This is a genomic window from uncultured Castellaniella sp., from assembly GCF_937988725.1.
Lineage (GTDB): Bacteria > Pseudomonadota > Gammaproteobacteria > Burkholderiales > Burkholderiaceae_B > Castellaniella.
Window position 1 is genome coordinate 46,297 of sequence record NZ_CALKHS010000004.1, and the last position, 15,788, is coordinate 62,084.

The following is a 15,788-nucleotide window of genomic DNA, read 5'->3' on the forward strand; positions in this document are numbered from 1 at the left end:
CATGATCCGTTCGTTGGCCATCGCTGCCGCCCTGCTGTCCCCGTTCGCCGTGTCCGCCAAGGACCTGCCGACGCAACCCTACCTGCCCATGGACCTGGCGGTCAAGGCCGCCGACGTCGCGGTCAAGACCTGCGCCGCCAAGGGCTTCAACGTCAGCGCCGTCGTGGTCGGCCGCGACGGTTCGACCCAGGTCGTGCTGAAGGCCGATCGTTCGGGCCCGCACACGGTCAGCAGCGCCACGGGCAAGGCCTTCACCTCGGCCGCCATGGGTCGCGACACGGCGGGTCTGGCCGACTTCATCGCCTCCAAGCCGGCCAACGAAGGCCTGCGCGACATGGATCCCCGCATGGTGATCCAGGCCGGCGGCCTGCCCGTCAAGTTCGAGAAGGCCCTGGTGGCCGGCATCGGCGTCGGCGGCGCTCCCTCGGGCGATATCGATGCCGCCTGCGCGACCGAAGGTCTGAAGGCCATCGGCGCCACGCTGTAATTCTGATCCGGATATCCGGATTTTCAGCCGGCCCGGCCAGCTTCTTCAGAGGCTGGCCGGGCTTTGCGCGTCCGGCCGGCCTTCCGGATTGCGCGTTTCCGCCCGGATGACGATGGCCAGCCCGGCCAGCAGGGCCGCCAGGCCGGCGTAGGCCGGGGCGCCGGGCCGTTCGCCCACCACCAGAATGGCCAGCAGGAAGGCGGTGACGGGCTCCATCAACGCCAGCGACACGCCGCTGGCCGCGCTGATGTGGCGCAGGCCCGTGGTGAACAGCAGGTAGGCGACGCCCGTGGCGGCCACCCCCAGGAAGCCGACCACCAGCCAGCCCGAGGCGGTGATCTGCAGCGGTCCGGCCTGCAGCCCGGCGGCCGGCAGCGCCAGGATCGCGCCTATCGAGAACACGCCCAGCGTCGTGACGGCGGGCGTCGACCGGTGGACCAGCTGCTTGTTGAGCAGCGCGTACAGGGCGTAGCTCAGGCCGGAGGCCAGGCATAGGGCGATGCCCAGCGGATCCGCCTGGACGTCGCCGCCACGGCCGAACACCAGCAGCACGCCGCCGCCCACGGCCAGCAGCGTGCCCAGCCACCAGCCCAGGCCCGGGCGCGCGCCCGACAGGATCTGCAGCAGCCCCGCCCAGATGGGGCCGCTGCCCAGCGCCAGCGCCGTGCCGACCGCCACGCCGGTGATCTTGACCCCCGCGAAGAACGTCAGGTTGTAGGCCGCCATGCAGGCGCCTGCCCAGATCGCCTGTTTCCAGGACAGGTCGGACAGTTCACGGCCCAGCCGGGCGGGCCCCAGATGCCAGCCGGCATAGGCCAGGAAGAAGAGCGACGCCACCAGCAGGCGCAGGGCTCCGACCCAGTAGGGGGACAGCGCCGCGTCCGAGAAGCTCTGGGCGGTTCCCGTGGTGCCCCAGAAGACGCCGGCCCCCAGCACCAGCAGGGCGCCGCGCAAGGGCGTGCCGGGAATCGTGGAAGGGGATGGCGATGTCGTGTGTGCGTTCATGAGGCCATGATGGCAGCCCGCCGGCCGGGAAACTGTCGAGAAACGCGCGAGGATGGGGGGCGAGGAATGCCGCGGACTTGTCGGCGCCGGCCGGGGCGCCGCGCCGGAGCCGGGAAAATCAGCGACGAGGCCGGCGCAGGTCCCTGGCCGTGGCGCCGAGGTCGCGCCGCAGGGCGTAGGCCAGGGCGCTGGCGGAGCCGTAGCCGACCCGCGCGGCGCTTGCCTCCAGGGTCACCCCCCGGGCCAGCAGGCGGCCGGCCTGCCGCAGCCGCAACGCGCGCAGGTAGTCGCCGGGCGTGGTGCCGGTCAGTTCCAGCAGGCGTGCGTGAAAGCGCTGCGCGCTGAGATGAAAGAGCGCGGCCATGCGGGCGGTGTTCCAGGATTCGTCCAGCGTCGCGGACAGGGCGGCGTCCAGGCGGGCCAGATCCAGCCCCCGGCGCGAGGGCAGCACGGCCGGCAGGCCCAGCAGCAGGGCGAGCTGCCGGCCGGGGTCGCCGCGCTCGTCCAGGGCGCGGCAGGCCGGGGTGAGCGCGAAGCGGCGCAGCCGCGCCAGGCCGGCCGATTCGGGCGCGTCGATGACCAGGATGCGGGTGCCGGGCTGCGCCTGGTAGGCATGCCGCGCCCCGGCCGGAATGATCATGCCGCAGGACGGGTCCGTGAAGGCGGCATGCCCGTCGACGTCCAGTTCCATGCGCCCGGCGCGCGGCACCATGATCTGCGCGTGCTCGTGCACGTGGACATGGGCTTGCCCGTCGTAGCGGCGTAATGAACTGACCGGTTGGGTGAGCGGCATGATGGTTGCGCGGGTTCCAGGGCGGGGGCCTGGCATGGCTTGTAGCTTACTATTCATTTCTCCGATCGTCCCCGGTCGCCTTCTTCTCTCGTTGAAATCATGCTGGCATTGGTCATTTTCGCGGTCACCCTGGTCCTGGTGGTCTGGCAGCCTCGCGGCCTGGGCATCGGCTGGATCGCCCTGGGCGGCGCGCTGGTCGCGCTGCTGTCGGGCGTCGTGCAGTGGGCGGACGTCGCGACGGTCTGGGACATCGTCTGGGATGCCACCTTCACCTTCGTCGCGCTGATCGTCATTTCCCTGATCCTGGACGAGGCGGGCTTCTTTTCCTGGGCGGCGCTGCACGTCGCCCGCTGGGGCGCGGGGCGCGGGCCCCGGCTGTTCGCCCTGATCGTCGTCCTGGGGGCGGTGATCGCCGCCTTTTTCGCCAACGACGGCGCCGCCCTGCTGCTGACGCCCATCGTCATCGCCATCCTGGCCCGGTTGCGCTTCGCGCCGAGCGCCACGCTGGCGTTCATCATCGCCACCGGCTTCGTCGCCGACACCACCAGCCTGCCCCTGATCATCTCCAACCTGGTCAACATCGTCAGCGCCAATTACTTCGGCGTGGGATTCGGGCGGTATGCGCTCGTCATGACGCCGGTGAATCTGGTGTCGCTGGCCGCGACGCTGGGGGTCCTGTGGCTGGCGTTCCGGCGCCAGGCGCCGGCGTCCTACCGGGTGGATGAACTGGAGTCCCCGCGGTCCGCCATCCGCGACGCCCTGATCTTCCGGACCGCGCCGCCCCTGCTGGCGGTCCTGCTGCTGGCGTATTTCATCGCCGCGCCCTTCGGCATTCCCGTCTCGTTCGTGACCGGCACGGCCGCCTTGTCGCTGATGGCCATCGCCGGCCGGTGGTGGCGGGCCGGCGATGGCGCCGTGGTGTCGGTGACGACGGCCCTGCGCAACGCCCCCTGGCAGATCGTGCTGTTTTCCATCGGCATGTACCTGGTGGTCTACGGGCTGGGCAAGGCCGGCCTGACCGACGGCGGCGCCCGCGCGCTCGTCTGGCTCTCGCGGCAGGGGGATTTCGTCGCCACGGTGGGCACCGGATTCCTGTCGGCCGCCGTGGCGTCCGTGATGAACAATCTGCCGTCCACCCTGCTGGGGGCGCTGGCCATCGGCCAGGCGCACGTGCCTCCCCACACCCGGGAACTGATGATCTACGCCAACGTCATCGGCAATGATCTGGGACCGAAGTTCACCCCGATCGGCAGCCTGGCCACCCTGTTGTGGCTGCATGTGCTGGCGGGCAAGGGCTACGGAATCGGCTGGGGGCAATACATGAAGATCGGCATCCTGATCACGCCGCCCGTCCTGCTGGCGACGCTGGCGGCCCTGTACGGATGGCTGTTCCTGCTCCACGCCGCGGCCTGAACCCGGCGCGCGCAGTGTGAAGAGGGACGGCGGGCCTTCAGGGGTCGATCAGTTCGGTCGTCGGCTCGTCGGCCCAGCGCTCCTTGAACGTCAGGATGTCCGGCAGGCAGCGCTCGAAGGCCTCGACGAGCGCGGGCTCGAAATGGCGGCCGCTTTGCTGGCGGATGTAGGCCATGGCCTCGTCCACGGGCCAGGCGGGCTTGTAGGGGCGGATGCTGGTCAGGGCGTCGAATACGTCCACCAGGGCCACGATGCGGGCCGCCTGGGGAATGGCGAGGCCGGCCAGGCCGTGGGGATAGCCGCTGCCGTCCCACTTTTCATGGTGGTGCAGGGCGATGCTGGCCGCCAGCCGCAGCAGGCCCGACGGATGGTCGCCGATGATGCGGGCTCCGATGACGGGGTGCTGGCGCATGATGGCCCATTCGGCCTCGTCCAGTTTGCCGGGCTTGAGCAGCACGCCGTCCGGGATGCCGATCTTGCCGACGTCGTGCATGGGGGCGGCGTGCAGCAGTTCGTCGGCGGCCTCGTCGCTGTAGCCGATCTCGCGAGCCAGGCGCCAGGCGTAATGGCTGATGCGCACGATGTGCAGGCCGGTTTCGTTGTCCCGGTATTCGGCGGCCGCGCCCAGGCAGCGGATGATCTGCAGCCGGGTTTCGCGCACTTCGGTGGCCCGCACCAGGGACAGGTGCGTGCGCACGCGGGCTTGCACGATCGGCGGACTGAAGGGCTTGGCGATGTAGTCCACGGCGCCCAGTTCCAGCCCTTTCTGCTCGTCCGACGCTTCATTGAGCGCCGTGACGAAGATGATGGGGATCGGCCGGGTGGCGTCGTCGCGTTTCAGGGCGGCGCAGACCTCGTAGCCCGACATGCCGGGCATCATGATGTCCAGCAGGATCAGGTCGGGCCGGTCCTTGGCGACCAGCGCCAGGGCCGTGGGCCCGTCCTTGGCGAACAGCAGGCGGTAATCGGCCTGCAGCGTGTGGCGCAGCACCTGCAGGTTCGTGGATTCGTCGTCCACCAGCAGCAGGGTGCGGCGCGTGTCGGGCGATGTGCTCATGCCGGCGTTTCCTCGTCCAGCCAGGCGCCCAGCAGGGCGCCGGCGCGATCAAAGTCGAAACTGTCGATGGCCTCGCGCAGGGCCTGGGACCGGGCGTGCCGGCCCCGCGCGCTCAGTCCGTCGCAGACCGCGTCCAGGGCCGCGTCGTCCAGTTCGTGGCGGACCAGCACGGCCCGCAGGGCGGCCATGATGTCCGGCAGATTCCCGGGCGGGACCGCCTGGGGCGGGGACGCGTCCGCCTGGGGCGCGGCGCTTGCGATGGCGGCGCGGGCTTCCCGGCGGGCGGCGTCCATCAGGGCCAGTAGCTGGGGGATGCGGGCCTGGGCGGCCTGGGGCCGGCCGGCGCGCGCATGTTCTTCCAGGTCGCCGGCGCAGCGGGACAGGGCCGACAGCGCCAGGTTGCCGGCGGCGCCCCGCAGGCCGTGCAGGCTGAAATGCAGGGCGCCCGGGTCGGCCGCCGGATCATCGGGGGACGGCAAGGGGTACTGGGCGGCCGCCTGGTCCAGGAAGCCCAGGATGCGTTCGGCCAGGCGTTCCCGACCATCCCAGAGCTTGATGCCGCGGGCCCAGTCGATCGCCGGCACGGGGGCGGCGGTGTCGGGCCGGACCGGCGCCGTCGTCCCGGCCGCCACGGTCTCCGCAGCCGCCGCGGCCGCCGTCGGCGAGCCGGTCGTCACCCGGGCGATTTCGGCGAACAGGCGCGGCGCGTCCAGCGGCTTGACGGCGAAGCCGTTCATGCCGGCCAGGCTGGCCTGTTCCCGGTCGTGGGCCATGACGCTGGCCGTCAGGGCGACGATGGGGGTGGGGCGCAGGTCGTGCTGCCTCTCGTGCTGCCGGATCAGCCGGGTGGCCTGCAGCCCGTCGGTGTCCGGCATGTGGACGTCCATCAGCACGACGTCGAATGCGCCAGCCATGAATTTTTCGACGGCTTCCCGGCCGTCCCGAGCCGGCGTCACCTGGTGGCCCTGGGCCTGCAGCGTCAGTTGCAGCAGCTCCAGGTTCAGGTCGATGTCGTCGGCGATCAGCACGCGTAGCGGGGGCAGGGCGGCCGGCGCCTCGGCGGCGGATTCCTGGGCGGGCGCCTTGCCCGGCGGCAGCGGCAGCCAGATGTGGAACGTGCTGCCCTGGCCCGGGGCGCTCTGGACCTCGATACGCCCTCCCATGGACTGCACCAGCTGCCGCGCGATGGTCGTGCCCAGGCCGGTGCCGCCGAAGCGGCGGCTGATCGAGGCGTCGGCCTGGGTGAAGGGATCGAAGATCGCCCGGATCTGATCGGGGCTCATGCCGATCCCGGTGTCCCGGATCTGCGCATGCACCGTCCCGTGTTCGTACGCGAAATGCAGTTCGACGCCGCCGGTCTCCGTGAACTTGATGGCATTGCCCACCAGATTGGTCAGGATCTGCAGCAGGCGCAGGGTGTCGCCCCGGAAATATTCCGGCATGGTGTCGGGATAGTGCGTGCTCAGGCTCAGCGCCTTGGACTGGGCGCCCAGCCGCAGGGAAGATTCGATCTGGTGCGCCAGGGCCTTCAGGGAAAAATCCCGGCTTTCCAGTTCCATCCGGCCGTGTTCCAGCTTCGTGGTGTCCAGGATGTCATTGATCAGCCGCAGCAGCGTGCGCGACGACTGGCCGATCGTATTCAGATAATTGCGCTGGGTCTTGGTCAGGTCGGTCTGCTGCAGCAGTTCGGCGAAGCCGATGATGGAATTCATGGGGGTGCGGATCTCGTGGCTCATGTTGGCCAGGAACCGGGTCTTGGCCGCGGCGGCCAGTTCCGCCCGTTGCGCGGCGTCGCGCAGGGATGCCTCCAGGGCCTGGCGGTCGCTGATGTCGGTCAGCATGCCGACGTAGAGCCGGTCGTTGCCGCTCAGGTCCACCCGGCCGACGGCCAGGCGCACCGGCATCTGTGTGCCGTCCTTGCGCAGGCCGATCACCTCGCGGCCCGTGCCGATGATGTGCGCCTCGCCCGTGGCGTGGTAGCGCCGCAGGTAGCCGTCATGTTCCGAATGGTAGGGTTCGGGCATCAGCATGTTGACGTTGCGGCCGACGACTTCGGCGGCGGCGTAGCCGAACAGGCGTTCGGCCGAGGGGCTGAATTCCTGCACGGTGCCATGGCCGTCCATGGTGATGATGGCATCCACGGCCGTGTCGACGATGGCCCGCAGGCGCGATTTGCTCAGTTCCATCTCGCGATACAGTTCGCGGGTGTGGATCAGGCCGTTCAACGCCGCCACCAGCACGCCGACGGTGATGGTCAGGGACGACAGGGCCAGCGCGCCGTACGCCGCATCCACGCGGATGGTGTGGTCGGCCAGGCCGGACTCGCCCAGGAAGCGCACGGCGGCCATGCCGGTGTAGTGCATGCCGGCGATGGCCACCCCCATGATGATGCCGCTCAGCACGAAGCACAGGCGCTTGTTCAGCCGGGTCTGCTGCAGTCCGAAACGGATCCACAGCGCCAGCGTGGCCAGGCCCGCGGCGACCCCGATGGACAGCGCAAACAGCGCCGGGTCGTAGCGCATGGTCAGCGGCGTGATCATGGCCATCATGCCGGTGTAGTGCATCAGGCCGATGCCCGCGCCCATCAGCAGGCCGCTGACGGCCAGCAGGCTGCGCGGCAGGGCCCGCCGGGACAGAATGTACAGGGCCAGCCAGGATGCCGCCCAGCCCGGCAGCAGCGACAGCAGCGTCAGCGCCTTGTCGTAGATCACCGGGGCCGGCAGCGTGAAGGCCAGCATGCCGATGAAGTGCATGGCCCAGATGCCGCCGCCCAGGGCGATGCCGCCCATGCCGATGGCGACGTGGCGGTAGGAGCGGCTCTGGGTGCTGAGGGCGATGTGCGCCGTGTGCAGCGCCATCAGGGACAGGCAGACGGGCACCAGGATCGACAGGAAGACCAGGCCGGGCTGATAGCTGCCCTGGACGAAGTTCGTTCCGTCGGCGGCCGTCAGGAAAAAGGAATCCATCATCATGGCGCTAATAGGAGAGGGGGATGAGAGTGGGGCGGATCGCCGGTTTACGGCAGATCCGGTTGAAACTTAAAGTACCGGCTGGTCCCGTGACGCGAGACGGCGCGGGAAGCCGCGCATCCGCAAGCCTGACAGGTCGGGCGGCGCGCGGCTCGGCATGCGGTTAAACTGCCTCGGTATTCCATTTGTAATAGATCTTGTCCGAGCCGATGAATCTGCGGTCCTTGCGCGTTTCGCTGGTCTTGCCCTACGTGTTGCTGCTGGCCCTGGTCGCGGCGGCGCTGGGGGGGACGTTCTATTGGGCGGCCAGTCGCAACATCGGTCAGTTTTCCGATCAATACATGCGAGCCGTCGCCTCGCGCATCGCGCAGGCCGTGCATTTCCACGTGCATGGCTCGGCGTCCGTCCTGGAGGCCGCCTTTCCGGAAGGGATGCCGGTGCCGTCGGACATCGCGCCGCATCTGGACGAGCTGCGCACCCGGTTCTGGGTGGCGACGTCCATGTTCACCAACCCGAACAATTACGTCTATTACGGCAACGAGGCCGGTCAAAGCATCGCGCTCAAGCGCTTGGGCGAACAGGACGCCGAATTGCGCCTGAAGCTGCGCCCGGAACTGCACCGCCTGTACTACCGCTATCACGGGATTCAGGGCAAGCCGCGCCTGATCGGGCAGGAGCCCGGGCTGCTCGATCCGCGCGAACGGGTCTGGTATCAACTGGCCCGCCAGACCAGCGTGCAGGTCTGGACGACGGTCTACATCGACTTTTCCTCGCAGGACCTGGTGGTGACTCGCGCGCGGCGCGTGCTGGGGGCCGACGGCCAGTTCCAGGGCGTGGTGGCCACCGACGTGTCGCTGCAGGAGATCAATCGCTTCATCGGCGGGCTGGACATCGGCGACCAGGGGCGCGCCTTCGTGGTGGAGCGCGACGGCAAGCTGATCGCGGCCACGGGCGCGGCGAACCTGGGCCTGAGCGTCGACGGCAAGCCCCTGCGGATCAATGCGGCCAACAGCGACGATCCCGTCGTCCGGGCGGCCTACCAGGGCATGGCCAGGCTGGTGGGCGGGTCCCGGCCCGATTCGCGGCTGGACGACAACCGGGAATATCGCCTGATCGTGCAGGACAGCGTGGGCGACACGATCACCGTGGCGGCCCGCCGGGTGGTGGACGATGCGGGCATGGACTGGCTGGCCGTCGTCGCCATTCCGCGCAACGCGATTTTCACCGGCATCCATCAGCAGCTCGGCATCGCCCTGGGCATCGGCCTGCTGGCCGTCCTGCTCACCATCCTGATCGGCACCCGCATCTTCGGCCGCATCGCCCATGAGGTCATTTCCCTGTCTCGGGCCGTCGACCGCATCCGTTCCGGCGATCCTTCCGTCGCCATCGCCACCCGGCGCCAGGACGAGCTGGGCGATCTGGCCCGCAACTTCAGCGCCATGCAGGTGGACCTGTTCACCGACCGCCTGACGGGGGTCGCCAGCCGCATGGCGCTCGACAGCCTGCTGGCGCGGCTGACGAGCGACCGCCGCGCGTCGCCTTTCGCGGTCCTGTTCATCGACCTGAACGAATTCAAGCCGCTCAACGATCAGTTCGGACACGACGATGGCGACCGCGCGCTGATCGAGATCGCCGGCCGGATCAAGGCTTGCCTGCGGGCGGAAGACCTGCTGGCCCGGCGCAGCGGCGACGAATTCATCGTGGTGGCGATGGGGGTGTCGTCGCCGGAGGCGCTGGACAGCCTGAAATCCAAGCTGCGGGCCCGCATCGCCGCTCCCCTGGAAACCCTGACGAACGTTCCGCCAGGCCGAGTCGTGCGCCTGGGGGCCGCCATCGGGGCGGCCTGCTGGCCCGCCGACGCCCAGGATGCCGAAGCTCTGCTGAAATCGGCCGATGAGGCCATGTATCGGGACAAGCCCGCAGGGCGGCGCTGATCGGCGTCCATATTATAATTTTTTGTTATAAGCTACGCAGCTAACCCTGTGAATCGGCATGGTAAATTCTCCGCTTGAGGGATTTCGCCGCATGATCCCCGCATCCTGTTGATCCAGGATCCCGCTTTTTAAGTGACTCCGCATCTTGATCGATCTCGAGAACATTCGTAAAACCTTTGAATCGGCCGGCCGCTCCGTGCATGCGCTGGCCGATGTCAATCTGAACGTCCGCGAAGGCGAGGTCTTCGGCATCATCGGCCGTTCCGGCGCGGGCAAAAGCACGCTCATCCGCATGCTGAACCTGCTGGAACGCCCCACAGAAGGCGTGGTGCGCGTGGACGGCCACGACATCACCGCGTATTCCGATGCGCAGCTGCGCGAATACCGGCGCAGCGTGGGCATGGTGTTCCAGCACTTCAACCTGCTGCGGGCCCGCACGGTCATGGACAACGTCTGCTTTCCGCTGCGGCTGTCGGGCATGTCGCGCGCGGCCCGCGAATCGCGCGCCCGCGAAGTGCTGGCGCTGGTCGGCCTGGCGGACCAGGCGCACAAATATCCCGGCCAGCTCTCGGGCGGCCAGCAGCAGCGGGTGGGCATCGCCCGCGCCCTGGCGAGCAAGCCGCGCCTGCTGCTGTGCGACGAGGCCACGTCCGCGCTGGACCCCGAAACCACGCAGTCCATCCTGCGCCTGCTGGGAGACATCAACCAGCGCCTGGGCCTGACCATCGTGCTGATCACGCACAGCATGGACGTGATCCGCGCCGTCTGCGACCGGGTCGCGGTGATCGAATCCGGGCGCATCGTGGAATCCGGCCAGGTGCTGGAAGTCTTCCTGCATCCGCGGCACGACGCCACCCGCTCTCTGCTGTCGGAAAGCGGCCTGGATGGCGGCGAAGGCTGGCGGGCCATGGCCGAAGGCCTGTCGGGCCGCCTGCTGCGCCTGAGCTTCCGGGGCGATGCCACGGGCACGCCGCTGCTCAGCCGGCTCAGCCGCGACCTGAACCTGGATCTCAGCATCCTGCAGGGTTCGGTCGGGCGCATCAAGGACACGCCCTACGGCCAGCTGGTCGTGGCGGCGCAAGGCGCCGATGCCGACCTGGATGCGCTGGGCGGCGCCCTGGATCGGGCCGGCGTGCACTACGAGGTATTGCGGACATGATGGCCAACGTGGACTGGTGGATGATCGGCGAAGCCACGATCGACACCCTGCTGATGACGGGCTTTTCCCTGCTGTTCACCGTGCTGATCGGCCTGCCGGTGGGCGTGCTGCTGTTCCTGACCAGCCCGGGGCAGATGATGAGCCATCGGGGCATTTATCAAAGCACGGCCTTCATCGTCAACGTGCTGCGGTCCGTGCCCTTTCTGATTCTGTTGATCGTCATGATCCCGATGTCCCGCCTGCTGGTGGGGACGGCGCTGGGGGTGCAGGGTTCGATCCCGCCGCTGGTGGCCAGCGCCGCGCCGTTCTTCGCGCGCCTGGTGGAAAACGTCTTGCGCGAGCTCGACCCCGGGGTCAGCGAAGCCTGCCGGTCCATGGGCGCGACTTCGCGCCAGACCGTGCTGTGGGCCTTGCTGCCGGAAGCCACCACCGGCATTCTGGCCGCCGTCGTCGTCACGGCGATCACGCTGGTCGGCTATTCGGCCATGTCCGGGGTGATCGGCGGCGGCGGCCTGGGCGATCTGGCCGTGCGCTATGGCTATCAGCGCTATCAGGGCGATGTGATGGCCGTGACCGTGGTGATCCTGGTCATCATGGTGCAGGTGTTTCAGGTGCTGGGCGACCGCTGGGTGGCCCGGTTGAATCGGAAGTAGTCGCGTCAGGGGCGTCGGGCGCGCTCGTGCGCGCCGGAAGGCCCCCGATGATGATCATTCATTGTGATGTCTCAGGAGGTTCTACTCATGTTCAAGAAATTCGTGCTGGCGCTGGCGCTGGCTTTGCCGCTGGCTTTCGCCGCCCCCGCCCATGCCGTCAAGCTGTCCGTCGCGGCCACTCCCGTTCCGCACGCCGAGCTGCTGGAATTCGTCAAGCCCGACCTGGCCAAGGAAGGCGTGGATCTGGACATCAAGGTCTTCACCGACTACGTGCAGCCCAACCTGCAGGTCTCTGACAAGCAGATCGACGTCAACTTCTTCCAGCACAAGCCGTACCTGGATTCCTTCAACAAGGAACACGACACCAAGCTGGTATCGGTTGGCGCCGTGCACGTCGAACCCTTCGGCGCCTATTCGAAGAAGATCAAGGACATCAAGGACCTGAAGGACGGCGCCCTGGTGGCCATCCCCAACGACCCGTCCAATGGCGCGCGCGCCTTGCTGCTGCTGCAGAAGCAGGGCCTGATCAAGCTGAAGGACCCCAGCAACATCCTGGCGACGGCCCGCGACGTGTCGGAAAATCCCAAGCACCTGAAGTTCCGCGAACTGGAAGCCGCCACGCTGCCGCGCGTGCTGCCTGACGTGGACGTGGCCCTGATCAACACCAACTATGCGCTGGAAGCCGGCCTGAACCCGGTGAAGGACGCGCTGTTCATCGAAGACAAGGATTCCCCCTATGCGAACCTGGTGGTGACCCGCGCCGACCGCAAGGACGATCCGGCCGTTCGCAAGCTGGTGGCGGCGCTGCAATCCGACAAGGTGCGCGACTTCATCCTGAAGCAGTACAAGGGCGCGATCGTGCCGGCGTTCTGAGCCCGCTCGCGATTCGGGAATCCCCTGCAAGTTCTAGGGGATTTCCCCGAAAATGACGGGAAGGCCCGGGGTGTCCGCCGTTTTTCAGGCGGGAATCCCGGGCCTTTCAGTTAAGATAGGGCCTCTGGCGCGACCGGCTGGCCGCTGAAAAATCATCCCACAAGGAGACCCGGATCATGTTGCCCAAATCCCTGAAAGCTGCCCTGCTGGGGCTGGCCTTTACCCTGGCACTGCCGACCGCCCAAGCGGCGGACAAGGTGCTGACCGTCGCAACCGACACCGCCTTCGTGCCCTTCGAATTCAAACAGGACGGCAAATACACCGGGTTCGACATCCAGCTCTGGGAAGCCATCGCCAAGCAGGCCAATCTGCAATACCGCCTGCAGCCCATGGACTTCAACGGCATCATCCCGGGCCTGCAGACGCACAACATCGACGCGGCCCTGGCCGGCATCACCATCCGTCCGGACCGCGCCAAGGTCATCGATTTCTCCGATCCCTACTATGAGTCCGGCCTGGCCATCCTGGTCTCCAAGGACAGCCCCATCAAGACCGCCAAGGACCTGGAAAACAAGACCGTCGCCGTCAAGATCGGCACCGCCACGGTGGACTACATGAAGGCCAACGTGCCGTCGGCCAAGCTGAAGCTCTTTCCCAACATCGACAACGCCTTCCTGGAACTGGCCACGGGCCGCGTGGACGCCGTGGTGCACGACACGCCCAACGTCCAGTACTACGCCAAGACGGCCGGCCAGGGCAAGGTCAAGGTCGTGGGCTCCCTCAAGAGCGGCGACTTCTACGGCATCGCCTTCCCGAAGGACAGCAAGCTGGTGCCCGTCGTCAACAAGGCCCTGGCCGACCTGAAGGCCGACGGCACCTACGACAAACTGTACGAGACCTGGTTCGGCAAGAAGCCCGACTAAACCCGCCGGGAATCGATCGTGACGTTTGAATGGTCTGCAATCTGGGCGGCCTGGCCCGATCTGATGGCCGGCGCCTGGATGACCGTCCAGATCACGGTGCTGGGCCTGGTGGGGGGCACGATCATCGGCGGCCTGGCCGGGGTGGTCGTCACCTACGTGCCGGTGCCGGTGACGCGCCGGACGATCGCCTGGGGGGCGGTCGCCCTGGTGGCGCTGTATGTCCTGCTGCGGCTGCTGTCCTGGCTGGGCGAGGGGCCGCTGGCGGGGGTGCCGGACGCGGTCTGGTGGATCGTTCGGCTGGCCGTGCTGGCCCTGGTGGTCTGGCGCTGCCTGGCCTGGGTGCCGGTGGTCCTGTCCGTGGCGGCCCAGATCTACATCCTGGTGATGCGCGGCACCCCGATCGTGGTGCAGGTGATGTTCATCTACTTCGCCTTGCCGCTGATGGTCAATCTGCGCATCGACGGCTTTACCGCCGCCACCGTCACCCTGATGATCAACTCGGGGGCCTACATCGCGGAAATCGTGCGCGGCGGCCTGCTGTCGGTGCCCAAGGGCCTGCAGGAAGCCGGCCAGGCCATGGGGCTGCCGTTCCACAAGATACTCACCCGCATCATCGGGCCGGTGGCCTTGCGGCGCATGATTCCCACCATGGGCAATCAGTGCATCATCAGTCTGAAGGATTCCTCCCTGTTCATCGTGATCGGCGTGGCCGAACTGACCCGCCAGGGGCAGGAGATCATCGCCGGCAACTTCCGCGCGGTGGAAATCTGGGGGGCGGTCGCGGTGATCTACCTGATCATGACCGGCTTCATCGCCCTGGTGCTCAAATTCATTGAACACAGGACCCGCATCGTATGAGCATCGTCGAATTCAAGAACGTCACCAAGCGGTTCGGCGACAACGTCGTGCTCGACGGCATCGATCTGTCCATCGAATCGGGCGAAGTGGTCGTGGTGGTCGGGCCGTCCGGTTCGGGAAAATCCACGTTCCTGCGATGCATCAACGTGCTGGAGACCATCCAGGGCGGCGACATCGTGGTCAATGGGCACAGCGTGCTGGGCAAGAAGTCCCAGATCCTGGAACTGCGCCGCGAGGCGGGCATGGTGTTCCAGCAGTTCAACCTGTTTCCGCAGCTGACGGCGCTGGAAAACGTCATGTTCGGCCCGATCCATACCCGGGGCACGCCCAAGGCCCTGGCGCGCCAGCAGGCCCAGGATTTGCTGAGCAAGGTCGGCCTGGCCGAACGCGCCGGCCATTATCCGGGCCAGTTGTCCGGCGGGCAGCAGCAGCGGGTGGCCATCGCCCGCGCGCTGGCCATCAAGCCCCTGCTGATGCTGTTCGACGAGCCGACATCGGCGCTGGATCCCGAACTGCGCCACGAGGTCCTGCGCGTCATGCAGGACGTGGCCGAGGAAGGCATGACCATGATCGTGGTCACGCATGAAATGGAATTCGCCCGCAAGGTCGGCAGCCGGCTGATCTTCATGGATCAGGGCAAGATCGCCGAAGACGGCGTTCCCGAAGCGCTGCTCAGCAATCCGCCCAGCCAGCGCCTGAAGGACTTCCTGCAGCACGTGTCCTGAATTTCCGCCGCATGAATGATCACGGGGGCCGTCAGGCCCCCGTGGCGTTTCGCGTGCGGCGGCCGCTTATCGGCGCGCCGTCGTGGTCCGCACCGTGCGGGTGGCGATGACCTTGTCCGAGCCTTCCGCCATGATCTGGACCGTGACCTGATGCAGGCGATAGGCCTTGGGCAGTTCGGTCTGGCCGCTGACGACGGTGTAGCGTCCCATGTCCAGGGCCTGCGTGCCCAGGCCCACGTAAGCCGTGTTGCCGTTGGGATAGGTGCCGATGCCGATCAGTTTGACCTCGCCCCGCAGATTAGGGACTTCGGTCTGGCCCTTGGGCGGTTCCTGGATCAGCAGGACCTGGTAATGCAGGCCGTCATCCTGCAGGACCATGTCGGCGCTGCGGATGCCGGGCGAGGTGCCGCGGGGGTCGGGGGGAATCGCGGCGATCAGGGTGGAGACGCCGGCTTCCATGTCGGCGGCGTGCTTGCGCAGCTGTTCCACCTGGGCGCTCTGGTCCTTCTGCGTGGCCAGGGCCTTGCTGAGGTCCTGGTGCAGGGCCTTGGATTCGTTGGTCAGGCGCTGGTTTTCCAGGTTGGCCGTGTTCAGGTCCATGCGCAGCTGTTCGGATTGTTCCACTGTCAGGCGCTGCGGCCCGTAGCTGCGCTGCAGGAAGAGGACGCCGCCGGCGCCCAGCACGATGCCGGTGATCAGCAGCAGCAGCCAGCGCGGGATGCCGCGGCTGCGGCGGGTGTATCCGTATGGGGTGGGCTTGAACGTAGGGCGGTTGGAACCGAAAGACATGACGAAATTCCTGAAGCGGCAAGGCACGGCGCGGGGCGCCCAAAGTCCGTTAGCATAAACGGTTTGCCGCCGTCATTGCCGAGTGGTCTACAGACGGTTGCGAATTGCCAGAACTGGACAGAAAGCGCCGGAATCGGGGTCGGGGACCTG

The 15,788-nt window shown here is 67.6% G+C and carries 14 protein-coding genes; 9 read left to right on the forward strand and 5 right to left on the reverse strand.

What is annotated here, in order from left to right:
* The first annotated feature begins 1 nt into the window (after window position 1).
* Complete coding sequence (locus Q0263_RS03730; RefSeq protein ID WP_298013459.1) at window positions 2–487, forward strand: heme-binding protein; 486 nt, start codon at window positions 2–4, stop codon at window positions 485–487.
* 45 nt (window positions 488–532) lie between these two features.
* Here Q0263_RS03730 and Q0263_RS03735 read toward each other — a convergent pair whose 3' ends face one another.
* On the reverse strand, window positions 533–1,492 hold the full coding sequence (locus Q0263_RS03735) for a DMT family transporter (protein ID WP_298013461.1): 960 nt from the start codon (window positions 1,490–1,492) through the stop codon (window positions 533–535).
* Between the two features lie 118 nt (window positions 1,493–1,610).
* Window positions 1,611–2,285: a helix-turn-helix domain-containing protein gene (locus Q0263_RS03740; protein ID WP_298013463.1), complete on the reverse strand. Its 675-nt coding sequence runs from the start codon at window positions 2,283–2,285 to the stop codon at window positions 1,611–1,613.
* A gap of 96 nt (window positions 2,286–2,381) precedes the next feature.
* Between Q0263_RS03740 and Q0263_RS03745 the strand changes: the two genes are divergently transcribed.
* A complete protein-coding gene (locus Q0263_RS03745) occupies window positions 2,382–3,698 on the forward strand; it encodes an arsenic transporter (protein WP_298014195.1) in 1,317 nt (438 codons plus the stop codon).
* A 37-nt stretch (window positions 3,699–3,735) separates the two neighbouring features.
* Here Q0263_RS03745 and Q0263_RS03750 read toward each other — a convergent pair whose 3' ends face one another.
* Entirely contained in the window at window positions 3,736–4,755 is a 1,020-nt protein-coding gene (locus Q0263_RS03750; RefSeq protein WP_298013465.1) for a two-component system response regulator, read from the reverse strand.
* Entirely contained in the window at window positions 4,752–7,724 is a 2,973-nt protein-coding gene (locus Q0263_RS03755) for an MHYT domain-containing protein (protein ID WP_298013467.1), read from the reverse strand. Before Q0263_RS03755 ends, Q0263_RS03750 begins: the two co-directional genes overlap by 4 nt.
* A gap of 197 nt (window positions 7,725–7,921) precedes the next feature.
* Here Q0263_RS03755 and Q0263_RS03760 point away from each other — a divergent pair, with 197 nt between their 5' ends.
* The 7 genes from Q0263_RS03760 (at window position 7,922) to glnQ (ending at window position 14,849) form a co-directional block, all read left to right on the forward strand.
* Complete coding sequence (locus Q0263_RS03760; RefSeq protein WP_298013469.1) at window positions 7,922–9,658, forward strand: sensor domain-containing diguanylate cyclase; 1,737 nt, start codon at window positions 7,922–7,924, stop codon at window positions 9,656–9,658.
* Window positions 9,659–9,803: 145 nt separating this feature from the next.
* On the forward strand, window positions 9,804–10,817 hold the full coding sequence (locus tag Q0263_RS03765; protein ID WP_298013471.1) for a methionine ABC transporter ATP-binding protein: 1,014 nt from the start codon (window positions 9,804–9,806) through the stop codon (window positions 10,815–10,817).
* Window positions 10,814–11,470, forward strand: coding sequence for a methionine ABC transporter permease (locus Q0263_RS03770; RefSeq protein WP_298013473.1), 657 nt, complete (start codon window positions 10,814–10,816; stop codon window positions 11,468–11,470). Before Q0263_RS03765 ends, Q0263_RS03770 begins: the two co-directional genes overlap by 4 nt.
* Window positions 11,471–11,557: 87 nt before the next feature.
* Window positions 11,558–12,343 (forward strand): MetQ/NlpA family ABC transporter substrate-binding protein, encoded by a 786-nt coding sequence (locus Q0263_RS03775; RefSeq protein WP_298013475.1) that lies wholly within the window; start codon window positions 11,558–11,560, stop codon window positions 12,341–12,343.
* Between the two features lie 176 nt (window positions 12,344–12,519).
* On the forward strand, window positions 12,520–13,266 hold the full coding sequence (gene glnH / locus Q0263_RS03780; protein ID WP_298013477.1) for a glutamine ABC transporter substrate-binding protein GlnH: 747 nt from the start codon (window positions 12,520–12,522) through the stop codon (window positions 13,264–13,266).
* 18 nt (window positions 13,267–13,284) lie between these two features.
* Complete coding sequence (locus Q0263_RS03785) at window positions 13,285–14,124, forward strand: ABC transporter permease subunit (RefSeq protein WP_298013479.1); 840 nt, start codon at window positions 13,285–13,287, stop codon at window positions 14,122–14,124.
* Window positions 14,121–14,849: a glutamine ABC transporter ATP-binding protein GlnQ gene (glnQ, locus tag Q0263_RS03790; RefSeq protein ID WP_298013481.1), complete on the forward strand. Its 729-nt coding sequence runs from the start codon at window positions 14,121–14,123 to the stop codon at window positions 14,847–14,849. Before Q0263_RS03785 ends, glnQ begins: the two co-directional genes overlap by 4 nt.
* Window positions 14,850–14,915: 66 nt before the next feature.
* On the opposite strand, the gene Q0263_RS03795 is transcribed toward glnQ, so the two are convergent.
* A complete protein-coding gene (locus Q0263_RS03795) occupies window positions 14,916–15,638 on the reverse strand; it encodes a hypothetical protein (RefSeq protein WP_298013483.1) in 723 nt (240 codons plus the stop codon).
* Window positions 15,639–15,788: the final 150 nt, after the last annotated feature.